This window comes from Nesterenkonia massiliensis (genome assembly GCF_000455245.1).
Lineage (GTDB): Bacteria > Actinomycetota > Actinomycetes > Actinomycetales > Micrococcaceae > Nesterenkonia > Nesterenkonia rhizosphaerae.
On sequence record NZ_HG005166.1, the window covers coordinates 500,066 to 514,000 of the forward strand.

The window sequence follows — 13,935 nt, forward strand, 5'->3', positions numbered from 1 at the left end:
AAATTTCGAGAGAGCGACGTTCTCTCCCCGGGCTGATGGCCTCGTGCGCCAGAAGATAGACTGCGCAGGATGACTGATATTCGGAGCGGCACCCGCAGCGTTCTTGAGGGAGCCTCTGATCTGATCACCGAGCTGCTTCCCAAGCTGGATTCTCTAAGGTCAGATGTGACCTTGAAGAGCGACGGAACTCCGGTGACCCAAGCGGATCTCCTTCTGCAGCAGGCGCTGGAGCGCTATCTGTCGTCCCATATGGAAGACCTCACCTTCGTCGGGGAGGAAGGCCAGTGGGACCCGGAAGCCGAACCCCAGGGATGGACAGCTGTGGTGGATCCCATCGACGGCACAGAGAACTTTGCGTCGAACCTGCCGGAATGGGGAGTCGCGGTTTCGATCTTCCGGGGCCCCAGGCATGCCGGAAGCATGATCGTACTGCCGGACCTGGGCAAACGTCTGATCACTGGCGACACCGTTACTTACGCATCTTCACGCATCACTGCGTTCTCATCTGCAATCAGCGATGAGTTGGTGGAGCAGCTTGCCAGAACACCGCAAGCTCGCCTGATGGGTGCCGCGGTCTACAATCTCTACGGGGTCTGCACAGGACGTCTGGCCACCTTCATCAACCCCGTGGGCGCCTACTCCTGGGACCTGCTCGCTGGGGTGCAGCTCGCCTTGGAACACAACTGTGAGGTTTATATCGATGACGAACCCTACCGCGGAGGCTATATCTACCCTGGCCGCCGGTACCGCCTTGAGGTACGCCACCGATACGATCGTCATCCTCGGTAAAGGGCCTTCCGCGGACCTGGTACACACTCGGGTCTTCAACGACGCAGTAGTCATTGGCATCAATGACGCCGAGCGAATCCACCCCACGGACATCACCATCTTCTACGAGGATTGGGTGGAGGAGTCCGTTGCAGAAGACGGATTCCGCTCAGCGGCCTACGTGACTTCCACCGACTTCGTGGCGCCGGGCCGTGACATAGTGAAACTGCCCTTCCGCGCCCTGTCCAATGACGCTGAAGATCAGATGCTCCTGCGGTTCCAGGATCGATCCGAGGTAGCAATCGAAGAAGCGATGTTCCTCACAGCGCTGGAGATTGCACGGGCGATAGCTGACCATCGGGGACGCCAGCAGACTGTCTACATGGTCGGTTTCGACTTCACTCCGGATGCCGGGATGGCCCGTGCCGCTGCCTCGCAATACCGGCCGCAACTCTCCAGCCGCCGCCGGGCAGGCATGGAACTGCAGGAGTTCATTCTGCGCAATGCGCTGTACACGCTGAAGGACTCCAACCTAGACGTGCACCACGTAGGCACCCGGGAGTTCTCCGACCTAACCCCAGAGCTGCTTAACGAGCGCTTCCGGGTCACGGTCAAGGAAGCCGCCGCGCTGCCAATGACGGAGCCCGAGATCGAGGTACCTTCAGTCGAGATCACCGCTGAGATCACCACCAACCACTTCGGGGACCTGAATCGCTTGGAGAAACTGGTTCGTGCCGCGCATGCTGCTGGCGCTGACTGGGTGAAGGTGCAGAAGCGGGACGTGGAGACCTTCTATACGGCTGAGCAGCTGGCTAAGCCGTATAAGTCCCCCTTCGGGACTAGCTTTGGCGATTACCGCCGCCAGCTCGAGCTGGACAAAGCCGGTTTCACTTTCCTTGATGAGCTGACCAAAGACCTAGGCATCAAATGGTTTGCCTCCGTACTTGACAAGCCGTCCTTCCAGTGGATGACAGGCGAGCTGGATATACCGCTGGTAAAGCTTCCCTCTACCATTTCCAGGAAGAAGGATTACCTGGAGTACGTGGCCAACAATTACACCGGCTCACTGGTGATCTCCACTGGAATGACGGACAAGGCTTACGAGGATTGGCTGCTTGAGACCTTCACCAAACAGGACACTCTGTACCTGTTGCACTGCAATTCGGCGTACCCCACACCGGATGAACACACCAACATAGGTGTAGTGCGTCATTACGCCGAACTAGCACAACAGCAGGCGTCCAAGCCGGGTCCACGTATTGTGCCAGGCTACTCAAGCCATGACTTTGGCTGGATGGCCTCAGCGCTAGCTGTAGCTGCGGGTGCCGGCATGGTGGAGAAGCACGTGAAGCTAGGTAACACCGAGTGGGCGCATTTTGATGCAGTTGCTGTGGATCTCACCACGGACGCGTTCAAAGAGTATGTCGATGCGGTCCGGAAGGCGCAGCTTCATGTGGGCTCCACCGAGAAAAAAATCACTGCCAGCGAGCACCACAAGTACTAAGGGCCGAGCACAAGTACTAAGGGAGAGGTACCACGCAGGTCACTTGGTGATGCAGGAATGGCCCCGAGCCCTGGTGCAGTGGAGCCAAGCCCACCCTCATCCTGAGGGGAACAATGCTTCAGAGTGTGCGTCAGCGTCGGCGGATAGGGGAATGGATCATATGGTCCAGGACAGCTAGCCCCACGCGACGGTACTCACCATAGGCGGGGTAAAGGAACTCCGCGAGGCTTGCATTGGGATCTATCGAAGAGACGATAGCTTCCTCCGTCTTCTCCAAGCTGGGGGTCAGAATGTCGACGGCTGTAGCTGAAAGCCCCGGAAAAGCCCACATCGCGTCGACGGCCAGCGACCGCAAATCAGGGGACACGCGGTTCAGGACATCAACTGTAAGGCCGCCTTCTCGACGGTCAGTATCGTAGGTGAGCAGTTGAACCCTACCGGCCTCAGGAACGGTATCGCGCTTGAGGCCTCTAGGGGCGAGGAACGCGTCATCTATGGTCGGCTGGGTGCCTCGTAGATATTCGCAGGCAGAACGCTTTTTAAGTTCCTCATCCACGAGGGTGCCAATGGTGGATTTTCCGTTTCCCACCACGTAGAGAGGCACACGGACAACACCTGCGACGACGTCCTCACCTACTACGTACAGGCGTAGGGCAAGCCCTGGTCGGTACTCTTCGAGTTCAATGAGCTGGTCGACTGAGCGGAGGCGCGCACATGCGGCGGATGTTTTTTCCCATGCCGCTTTGAAGTGCTCCGGGCTGGAGACGTTCATCGTGGTGCCTCCTCGTACGCGAGTCGCGGTGGGCCGTACGGTGACGGCACCGTGCATACGGTTCAGGTGGGCTTCAGCAGCGCCGTAGGAGCTGCTGTGAAAAGAGCGCCCGGATACTGTGGGCACCTCGGAGGCTTTGAGGTATTGACGTTGCACCTGCAGGGACTGCGCGGCATGCTGAGCCTGATGACTCACCAGCGTGGTGGCACCGCCGTAGACCCAGGTAACTCCTCCGATAAGACGTTCCTTGTGCATCAGCAGATGGCTGTTGCCCAGTCCCTTAGGTGTGGTACGCCGCCGCTTGCGCGCATCCTGGAGCAGGATCGCCTTGTTGTCGAGGGGGTTCTCCCAGACGTTGAACTTCTCGCGGCGACGCTCGACCGCTTCGGCTATGAATCGCTGGACGGGGGAGAGGGCTGCATGTTCGGGAACGCCCTCCACCCTGGCGTCGTCGTCGGACTGAGGTGGCATGGTCTTAAGAATAGCCGGACGTCGTGATCTGACGCGCCAGGGAAGGGGATACTGACCCCTGACCTGTGTACAATCACAACGTTCATCGGCAGGAATAGCTACCCACCGCGGTGGATCTACGAGTAGGAAAGCAATGACACGAGGAACATCATCTCGGCTGTGTAAAGCTCGTTCCGCGCCATGACGCTCCGCCTGCCGAAAGTTCTGCGCTCCCTGAGGCCAGCACCACAGCCATCCAACCCGACGATGGCGGTGTATGCGGCGTCTGGTCCGGGCGAAATCTTCCCGTCCGTAGTTGCGCTGCGCAGTGTGGTGCAGCGCAACCCGGACACGTTCTCACCGCTGATAGTGGCTGATCCGTCACAGCTGACCAGCACAGAACTTCAGGTGCTGAAGCAGAGCGCGGTGGAGCTGCTGGATCTGCGTCAGTTGCCTGGCCATGGAACTGTCGCCGACAAACAGCTTGCTTGGGCTGTCCCGCAGCATCTTGCGCAACGCGGATTCCATCACTCTCTGAAGCTGGACTTTCGCAGCCTGTGCATGGGGAGCCTGGACGCACTTTCTGGATTTGTCGACGACAGGATCGCTGTAGCTTTTACGAAGCACGCTGGCAAGCACGGGCTGGGTAATGCGGGCCGGGAGTTTCAATTGCGCACAGGCTGGCGATTGCCTGTGAAGCGACTGCCATACTTGGAAGTGGCGTTCTTCGACAACTATCAGGCGGTTCAGGCTGACTTCTTCGGACGCTTCACCACTGCCTTAAATGTGTTGGAGGATCTGCGTCCGAAGAACCCTCGGAATGAGGTGCTGGCCGTTGCCGCGGTAGGGATCTCGCTCGGGAGGGCGTCCGGGAAGCTGCCGCCGTCCATGCGCTTCAGCCCCCGTGGTGCACAGCGGGGATTGCAGCCGTCCACAGATGTCAAAGTACTGCATTTTGGTGACTCACCTAGGCCATGGGACGCCCTGGAGTTCAAGCATGTTGAGAGGGCCGTGAAGAAGGGGCACACGTTGTCTCTTCCAGCAAGGGATGCGTGGCTCGCCTTTGCGTCGGGGGTCCCTGGGTTCGAGGACTTTACTTCACAGCGCAGCGGCGGCCCTCTGGGGAGGATCAAGCTAGCGAACCAGATGGAGCGCGCCCGTCAGATCATTGATGAGACTCGGGAGCGCAAAGCTGCGGAGCGGGAGCGTCGCCGGTTGGATGTGCCGGTTCTTGTATGGCCGGGGGGCGCCGAGGCTGATGCTGGGGAAGCCGCCCACTACGTGACTCGGGCGGAGAAGGATCAGTACGACTTCCTGCACCTTCCTAAGCCTGCGGGGGAGAAGCTCTTCGTGTTCTTCTCAGGGCACGCGGACCGCAGTAAGGGACGTCCTCCCATCTTCCAGCGGTGGACGTGGGCCGACAAATTCCCGGGTCACTGTGTGTTCTTCTCGGATCCGGCGTTGTTGCGGGCGGATCGGATGTCGGTGGGCTATTACTCCGGCAGTCGCGAGAGGGACGTCCTCAACGTCATCGCCGAGCTCGTAGACGAACTCGCGCAGCTTCACGGTGTGGCGCGAGAGAACATCGTGACCTATGGATCAAGCGCGGGAGGATTCGCTTCACTGCGGATCGCCGAACATCTACCGGGCGCGTCTCACATAGCTATCAACCCTCAGACGGACTTATCGCTGCACTATCCTGAGAAGATCAACAGAGTGGCAAAACTGCTCTACGGTGCTGACTCGATGCAAGCTTTACCTGGGGACCTTCAAACACGATTTACAGTGCACCGGGAAGCGGTGCTGTCGCAGGGTGGACGATTCCTTGTGCTTCAGAACACCGCCGACGAATTCCACTTCGCGAACCACTACAGCACGCTGGTGGACTACGCGGCCGCTGCAGGAATGCGCGAGAAGATTTCCACCTACGAGTTCTACCACGGTGGTGGTCATCGCAGCGGTGAAAGCAATGATGCGCTTGCTCATGCCCTGGAGTTCGCGGAAAGGAGATAATCACAGCACGCCGGTGGAAGCTGTGGCATACCAGAACATCCTCCGACACCACTGGTAGCCTAATTCGTAGCCTTTTGATAGGTCTCATCATCCGGAGAGGTTTGTCTGCTCGCATGAAGCACAAGATCGTCAATTTTCGAGCCGACCGGATCAGCGGGTGGTTCTATGACCCAGAAGCCGGCGACGCTCGTGGCGTGCTGGACCTTCTTGTAGCGGATGAGCCAGTCGCCTCTCTGCCGTGCAAGGTGTTCCGGCGGGAGCTCTCACCCGACGAGTTCCCCACCCGCAACGTCGGGTTCCTGGGTTCCTTGCCCCCAGAGTTCTGGACTGGTGAGACCCACGCCGTGTCTCTGAGGGATCGCCGCACTGGGCGCATCCTGACCCAGGAGAAGATGCAGACGGATGATCTGCGGCTGCCGACGTCACCGGGCTTCAGCGGCGAATTCCAAGTGACGGATCAGGGACAGATCGCCGGTTGGGCTGCACGGGGACCAGCCCCGGTGAGCGTTCGCGTTTTTGTAGACGGGCACCAGGTGGACGACTCCGTGGCGAACCACAGCAAGGTGCTGTGGATGACCGATCAGCTGGATGTCACCGCACCTCCAGGCTTTGCGTATTCCTTCCAGGTGCCGGCAGAGTACTTCGATGATGCGTCCCACCGGATCCAGGTCATCGGCGACCCGGAGTCTGAGGAGATACTGCTGCTGGAGCGGACAGTTCGTCTGGAGGCCCGGTACGCCGCTCGCGCAGCAGAGGCGACGGAGAGGCTCCGCACGGGCAAGAGCGACTGGTCGGAGCCTTGGCGCAAGGCCGCCCAGATCCGCAGCAGCATTACGGTCACCCGGTTTGAGCTGACACCGAGCTATGCCGCGGTGACGGTTGTCGGAGACAGCAAGCACAGCCGCGCAGTGCTGCGCCTGGGAGAGAACGTAGTGCCCCTCACTCTGACTACGGGGCTTCACCCTGACGATGAGGGCCGGCAGGAACAGCATTCTCAGCGTTGCTATGCCGGAGAGATCCCTTCCTCCGTGCAGGTCCCTTCCGAGCTGGCGTTGTTCAGTCCGGGAGCTGAGCTCGGGAACACGTTCGATGTTCGTATGGGTGATGAATCGGGTCGTCGTCCCGCGGGTCTTTCCACCGTTGTAGTAAGCAGCAGTGAGAGCAAGCCGCTGGCGTCCACGGTTGAATGGGATGCTGGCTGCCTGGAAGGCTGGGTTCTTGACCTTGCTGACCTGCACGTGCCTGAGAGCGTGGTTCTGCGGGCGGTCACCCCTGAGGGACCTGTGGAGCTGGTGCACGCTGAAGCATCGTCTCCTGTGCGGGAGCTGCGGGAAAAGTTCGGTGTTCGGGGCACCGGCGGTTACAGTCTGCCCCTTCCTGCTGACGCTTTGACGGAAGAGCCTGTTCATCTTCAAGCAGCAGTGACCCTGGGGACTGAGGAACGCGTGCTGTGGGAGGACCACCAGTTCCGGGCCAGCGATAATTTTCTCCTGGATCAGGCGCTGAGCACGGGCAGCACCGAGAAGCTCGTGGAACTGTTGCGTCGCCTGCGGGCAGCGGGCCGAGGCAAAGTGGTGAAACGCTTCTTGACCCGGCACAAGGATGCTGCCGTCAAGCTGAAGCTGAAGGACTTCGAGGCTGCGCTCACTTCTCAGAATGAGGCTGGACAGGCGCGCTTGGCGCACACCACCGGGGCTGTCTGGTACTGGGTCAATGAGCTCCGGGCGAATGCTGGACGTATTCAGTGGTTCACTCAGAACGCAGTGCGCAACCGTATGAGTGACGCGCGGGACGTTCTCGCGTATGCGGCGACCAAGGGGCGTTTTGATTTTGCCCAGCTGCACGGACTTCTGGAGTCTTCTCGTGCGGATCTCTTCCGGGTAAGCGCTCGCCGGACGTTCGCTGCTGACAATTGGACCACAGCGACGTTGTGCTTGGCTCGGTTCCTGTTCTCGGCGCCGAGGGATGAGATCGACTTTTTGGATGCCCTGACGCTGTACCGGATGGTGGAGGACTCTGACGGTCTGGAGACAGTTCGCGGTACGGACAGAGCCTACTATGGCGAGCTCCTGAGCTGGCGGGGTGACTTCGATGCTTCCTGGCGGGTGCTTACTGCTGGGGACACGGACCCGGACCATGACTACTCGCAGAAGCTTTTGGCGTTGAACGCCATCAATCCTCACGTCGCCGCAGGTGCTGGAAGCACTGAGGCCTGGTTGAGCGGCTTCAATGCGCTGCTGGATGCCTCTGGTGTTGCACCTATTCAGCTGGGGGAGGAGGAGCTGTCCTTCTACAACCTCACTGCTGATCTCAGTGGGGAGAAGGTGCCGGTGGTGGAGTCTGGTCCGCTGGTGAGCGTGATCGTTCCCATCTATGAGCCGAGTGCCGCCACCAACATCGCTGTGAAGTCTCTGCTGGGTCAGACGTGGCGGAACCTGGAGATCATCATTGTTGATGACTGTTCGCCGGCCACTGACGAAGAGGGGCGCCCAACTTCGTACCGTGAACAGCTGGAATCGTTCGCGGCCGCTGATGAGCGGATCCGGCTGGTCTTCGCCGAGACGAACCGGGGATCCTATTCGGTGCGCAATGACGCTCTGGATATGGCGACCGGTGAGTTTGTGACGGTGGCGGACAAGGACGATTGGCACCATCCTCAGCAGATTGAGCTGCAGGTGCGGCACCTTCAGCAGAATCCTGATGCCGTGGCCAATATGACCAACTGGGCGCGCGTGGATGAGCATCTGAAGCTGATGTTGCGTTCGGCAACTGGCCGTGTGGTGTATCCGTCGATGCCGTCGCTGATGTTCCGCCGCGAGAAGGTCTTGAAGGATCTGGGCTATTGGGACACTGTCCGTAAGTCTGGAGATTCTGAGTTCAAGTCCCGCATGGAGAACTTCTACGGGGTACCCATCGAACTCGTGGGAGATGCTCCGTTGGCGTTTGCGCTGATGGAGGGGGAGAACCTGACTCGCAACGATATGGGCGTGGGGTACTTGGCCCCTGAGCGTCGTGCATACCTGCGAGGCTATAAGCGCTGGCATCGGGAGATCCGCGAGGAGGGCGTGTCACCGTACATGCCTAAGGGGCCTGAGCAGAGGCGTTTTGTTGCTCCTCCGGCGTACTTACCGAACAGGCCCACGGAGCCGTTGTCGTATGACGTGGTGTTCGCCTCCGAGTTTGGTTTCGTGGCTGGCAACTCGACGTCACTCTTCACGGAGATCTCGGTCTGTCTTGATGCCGGCCTGAGGGTGGCGGTGATCCCGTTCCAGAACGGGCTGATCCCTTCGGCTGCGAAGCGGCAGTTCAACCGGAGGATCGACGAGTTGGTTCTCTCTGGCCAGATTGACCGTATCTCGTTGGATACGGAAGCTGAGGCTGATCTTTTGATTGTCCGGTGGCCTACGGCGTTGCAGGCGGTGCGGGATGAACCGGCGTTGCTGCGTGCCAAACGGGCGGTGGTTGTGGCGAATCATCCCCCGTTTGAGCCGGGCGGGCGCCGTAGCTATGACATTGGAGTGGTGACGCGCAATGTGGAGAAGCTGTTCGGTGTGCGGCCTACGTGGGCACCGCAGAGTGAGCAGATTGGTGCGATGCTTGAACCGCTGATGCCAGCTTCGGATCTTGAGAGCTTCTCCTGGAAGGGCATCATCGAGATCAAGGATTCCGCCTCTCGAAACAGGTATCACGAAGGTACGCCGGTGATTGGCCGCCACGGGCGTGATGACCCTGCGAAGTGGCCGTCAGACCGTTCGGTGTTCCGCAGCGTGTACCCTGTGGATGGTACCGGCAAGGTTTGTATCCTCGGCGGTGCTAATGTGCCAGTGAAACGCGGTTTCTTACCCCGGAACGCGCCGGGATGGGAGATCTACGCGTTTAACGAGATTACTGTCGAGGAGTACCTCACTGAGAAGTTGGACTTCTTCGTGTACTTCCACAGCGACGACTGGGTTGAAGCCTTCGGAATGGCAATACTCGAAGCCATGAGTTACGGAGTCGTGTGCGTGCTTCCGAATCATTTCGAACCTGTGTTTAAAGATGCTGCTGTCTATGCCGAACCTGCTCATCTAGAGCGGGTTATTTCGGATTTCTGGAACGAAAGTGCATACAAAGCGCAACAAGTAAGAGCGGTTCAATTCATTGAAAGCGAATGCACACCTAGCGCGTACCTTAGTCGACTCCGTAAGTTCGCTGTCAAGAGTCAGTCATGAGAGCCGCAGCGATAGGGATCTGGCCTGGGCGCCACAGGAGCTCACTTCAGATTCGTGGAACTAACAGAAGTGATTCGAAAAGACTGCACGTAGTGGAAAAGGATGCACATTGATGCTTATAAGTAGGTCGGAGGCGACTGCCTCCGAGTTCCAGGATGGTCTCACGTTCAGTTATGATCTTGATTCTCAAGTCGATCTCGTGAGTATCGGCCTACTGAATCTTCCCTCCGTGCCGGAAGGGCGACTTTGGATAAAGGTTCTCGTTCGAGGTATCGATGGGATAATCGCGACTAAAGTTTCCAAATGGCGCACTTCCCAGCTATTGGGTATGCCTAGTAGGCCTGTGCACTTGAACCAGAAGCAAGATGCATTAGAGCTTCCCCACGTGAGCTTGCCGGACAACCACGATGGCAAGATCTGGGTCAATGTTGCGGCTAAACGCGCCATACTGAACTGCGTTGTCGGTAACGGCAGCCGACTGTACATCACCGCACGGGACGGACGTACGGGGATGAAGGAAGTCAACATCAGGAGTATCGCATGAGTGTCGATCTGTCGGTCTTGATCGTAGTGCGCAACTGGTCAATAGTGCGCCTGGAACTGTCGCTTTCCAGCCTTCAGAATGCAAGAACCGGTATGAGTGCGGAAGTTATTCTTTTGGACTACGGGTCCGACGATCCCGGAGATTACAGGAGATTGGCAGAAGAGTTCGACGCAAAGTATGTCCGCGCGGAGGCGGACGTTTGGTCGCGCTCACGCGCCGTAAATGTAGCGGCCGCAGCCGCAAAGGGGCAATGGCTGTTGTTTGCTGACGCTGACATGCTGTGGTCGCCGCAATCGTTGGTTCGTTCTCTCGAACTGGTTAAGCAGGACGCTAACCAGTTCCTGGTCTATCAAGCTCGCGACCTCCCGCCGACGCACCACGGCGAAGTTCTGCTCGCTAATGGGTATGAATGGGATGAGCTCGAACGGAAAGCGTCATGGCGCCCTCGATGGGGTATGGGCATGCAAGTTGTAAGTGCTTCCAAGTTCCAACAGGTACAAGGCCTGGACGAACGAATGACGATTTGGGGTGCCGAGGACGCGGATATTGCTCGCCGTTTCAGGGCTATTGGTTTGAGGCAGCACTGGGTTGACGACCCGTTAATACGTGTTTATCACGTCTGGCACGAGGATTCTAAACAGGCTGCGAGCGTCAGCTTAGAAGGTGCTGAGGCACTGAGACGTAACAAGCAAATATACTACAACGACGCTACATCAATTCGAAATCTACCGTCCTGGCAGAATTGTTCTTCTTTGGGTAACCCCTTGGTTTCGGTCGTCATCGTTACCCGTGATCGCCAGGAGTATCTGCGTGAAGCGATTGACTCAGTGCTCGGTCAGTCGTTTACCAATTTCGAAGTATTGATTGTAGACGACGGCCAGGCAGACGGTGTGAAGTCGTTACTTGAGGACTTCCGTGACGAGAGGCTGAGGTACTTCAAGGCTCCACGCCCTGGAGTTGCTGCGGGTCGAAACTTCGGTGCCCAAGTTAGTCGCGGGCACTACACCGCAATTCACGATGACGACGACATAATGTTGCCGTGGTCATTGGAGGCGCGCCTGGGAGCCATTCTAGAGGGTGACGCGGGAAGTTATGGCGGGTTCTGGAACTTCGATGACGACACTGGAGCTTTAAAGCTAGTACCGGGCAAGGACTGGTCGGTTCAGTCTGTCTACTCAGGAAAAGTCGCAGGCCACCCCACCATGCTTGTCGAGACAGAGATCATTCGTCGCGTTGGTTACGACGAGTCCATACAGGCCGGTAGCGACTACAAGTTTCGGGTGCAAACTGCATTGGCGGGGTACAGGTTCCGTCATTGTGGCGATGTAGTCACGTTGAGGCGCATGCACTCATACAACATGTCAGTGGTCGACCTAGGAACACAGCGCAGCACTTCGGATCTGGTGAACGCTGTCCTGCGCTTCAACATGAGTCCGAACGAACGACTTGCACTCCGAGGCAAGACCAGAGACAAAGACGTGCCGGTCTACTCGATAGACAAGGATAAGGCCCGAGCACAAAGGGTGCGTCCTTATATGCCAAGTCATCTCGTAGAACGCATTGCCGTCGTTCGCCACGCTTCAGGCTCCACCAACGATTGCTCTGCCGCAGGAGAATTGGTCGACGTAGCGGTAGTGACGTCCAATGAAACTGTTCGATACTCCGTCATATGCAATTGGGATCACCGCGAACTAGGGTCTCTTCGCGCAAAGCTCCTGCACGATGAGAGCGTGACATTGATGGGCTTCCCCCGGCCGTCCGCAGACAAAAAGTCAACCGCGATGTCGTCCATCCTGATGGCAGTGATCTCTGCCTTCGAGTTTGATGCCGTTGATAGCACACCGGATATGTATACCGTAGAAGGGGAACCAGAAGCAGGGTTGTTGGTAAGTACCGTAGCTAGCGCAAAGGCGCGGTTAGGTCTGCCGCCTCGCGAGGATTCACCGAACTATGTGTTGAGTCCGTCTCGGAACAAGAGCTCATTAGCGAGCGTGCTGACAGGAAGCGCAGTTTAGTAATGGAATTCACTTTAGAGAAACGCGACAATGACGGGCTGGGAGGACTTATAGCTCGTCCGGGTGCGTACGACGGTGAGCCCGTCATTCGGACGTTGATTGTAGGTACCTACCCGGACAGGGTGGAGTCCAATCTCGTGGCTGTTGCAGCAGCATTGGCGTTCGAGGCGTACATCGAAGACGAAATCAGGCTCGATTTACCGGTCACACCCCAGGTTGCGTTGGCCATCGGAGAGTTCTTCATGCCCCGCGTAGTTAGGGTGCCTAATGTGGATTATCACCCTCGACGTCTCACAGAGGGTCCAGGTCGTATGACCGTCTCTTGGTCACCGGAACAGAGTTTCGGACATCAGCATGATGCGCCTAAGCTGGGAACATTCAACATATTACTTACTGATACCTTTGAGTCCCCGCGCGGTTTCGCGTACAAGGATACAGTTGTTCTTCCCTCGAACGGTAGGGTGTTGAGTCCGCGGCCTCCAGGAGACTCGCGGTGTCTACTTCCCGAAGTGGCTGCAGCGCTGCTAATAGCGGGAGAACTAGGAGTAAAAGATATTCATCTGACCGACATTTCCCACGCTTCAGACGACATACACTTGACTAAGGTTCGTCGCATGTTGCGCGCAGTCAACAGAGAGCTCACATGGAGTTAGGTAAGGAGATAGCGTGCGAGTTCTAGTCACGGGAGCCTCGGGGTTCATTGGTACACATCTGATGCGGGCATTAGCCGAATCGGGTCGTGTGCAGGAAATTATTGCGTTGGACTTAGTGCAGTTCCCCGCCGACGCAATTGCGGGGGTGCCGATATTAGTCAAGACAGGAGATATCCGAGACATCGCCCTCGTAGAGAGCGCTGTTCGCGACGTAGACTCCGTCATCCACCTTGCCGCTGTGGCCTCTGTTCCGGCATCCATAGAAAAGCCGGTGGAAACCCACGAGGTAAACGCTACAGGGACTATCAACATCCTAGAAGCAGCCCGCAAGTTTGGGGTAGGACATGTCACTGTCGCCTCGTCATCGGCTGTCTACGGTGAGCACCCAGCTATCAGCAAGGTTGAAAGCCTCCCTACTCACTTTCTGAGTCCTTACGCGGCTTCCAAGGGCGCGACCGAGAGCTACACGCTGGCCTACCAGGCCGCATATGGGTTGAAAGCGAGCGTATTCAGGTTTTTTAATGTCTTTGGGCCTGGTCAGACAGCATCGCATGCTTATGCCGCTGTCATCCCGCGGTTTCTCGATGCTATTGCTTCTCAGCGTGCCCTAGAGGTTTATGGGGATGGAGAGCAGTCCAGGGATTTCGTATCAGTGCATACTGTCGTTGATGTGCTCGTCAAAACAAGTACGCGGCAAAGCGGGGCGCCTGTCCCAATCAATATCGCTTCTGGGCGGTCAATCTCGGTCAACGACCTGATCTGCGAGCTAGAGGGGATACACGGTTCCAAGCTAACTGTTAATTACAAGGCGCCCCGGACCGGTGATATACGACATTCGGGCGCCGACATCGGGCGTCTCAAGAGCTTCTTGGATGACTACACTGTTCAAGACTTCAGTCGTTCACTTAGGGAAGTTTACGACTGGTATCTAGGTCGGACTGGTGCGTTGTAAGAGCCCAGAGGATCGGTTGCACGATTCAGCTCGTTGAGGTGTGCTGCATTCGT

The 13,935-nt window shown here is 57.8% G+C and carries 7 protein-coding genes; 6 read left to right on the forward strand and 1 reads right to left on the reverse strand.

Annotation, left to right across the window (positions count from 1 at the left end; genetic code table 11):
- The first annotated feature begins 69 nt into the window (after positions 1-69).
- Both TX78_RS05490 and TX78_RS05495 read left to right on the forward strand, forming a co-directional pair.
- The gene (locus TX78_RS05490) at positions 70-789 is read left to right on the forward strand and encodes an inositol monophosphatase family protein (protein ID WP_049897506.1); all 720 of its coding nucleotides are present in this window, start codon (positions 70-72) and stop codon (positions 787-789) included.
- Entirely contained in the window at positions 701-2,272 is a 1,572-nt protein-coding gene (locus TX78_RS05495; protein ID WP_081652583.1) for an N-acetylneuraminate synthase family protein, read from the forward strand. Before TX78_RS05490 ends, TX78_RS05495 begins: the two co-directional genes overlap by 89 nt.
- A 130-nt stretch (positions 2,273-2,402) precedes the next feature.
- Here the strand turns inward: TX78_RS05495 and TX78_RS05500 are convergent, their stop codons facing one another.
- Entirely contained in the window at positions 2,403-3,515 is a 1,113-nt protein-coding gene (locus TX78_RS05500) for a hypothetical protein (protein ID WP_044494294.1), read from the reverse strand.
- A gap of 180 nt (positions 3,516-3,695) precedes the next feature.
- Between TX78_RS05500 and TX78_RS05510 the strand changes: the two genes are divergently transcribed.
- The 4 genes from TX78_RS05510 to TX78_RS05535 all read left to right on the forward strand — a co-directional run bounded on the left by TX78_RS05510 (position 3,696) and on the right by TX78_RS05535 (position 13,882).
- Entirely contained in the window at positions 3,696-5,507 is a 1,812-nt protein-coding gene (locus tag TX78_RS05510; RefSeq protein WP_147640430.1) for an alpha/beta hydrolase family protein, read from the forward strand.
- A gap of 113 nt (positions 5,508-5,620) precedes the next feature.
- A complete protein-coding gene (locus TX78_RS05515; protein ID WP_044494298.1) occupies positions 5,621-9,718 on the forward strand; it encodes a glycosyltransferase family 2 protein in 4,098 nt (1,365 codons plus the stop codon).
- A gap of 540 nt (positions 9,719-10,258) precedes the next feature.
- Positions 10,259-12,277 carry a glycosyltransferase family 2 protein gene (locus TX78_RS12595; RefSeq protein ID WP_049897508.1) on the forward strand — a complete coding sequence of 673 codons (2,019 nt, stop codon included), beginning with the start codon at positions 10,259-10,261 and terminating at the stop codon, positions 12,275-12,277.
- Positions 12,278-12,943: 666 nt separating this feature from the next.
- Positions 12,944-13,882, forward strand: coding sequence for an NAD-dependent epimerase/dehydratase family protein (locus tag TX78_RS05535; RefSeq protein ID WP_044494303.1), 939 nt, complete (start codon positions 12,944-12,946; stop codon positions 13,880-13,882).
- Positions 13,883-13,935 lie beyond the last annotated feature (53 nt).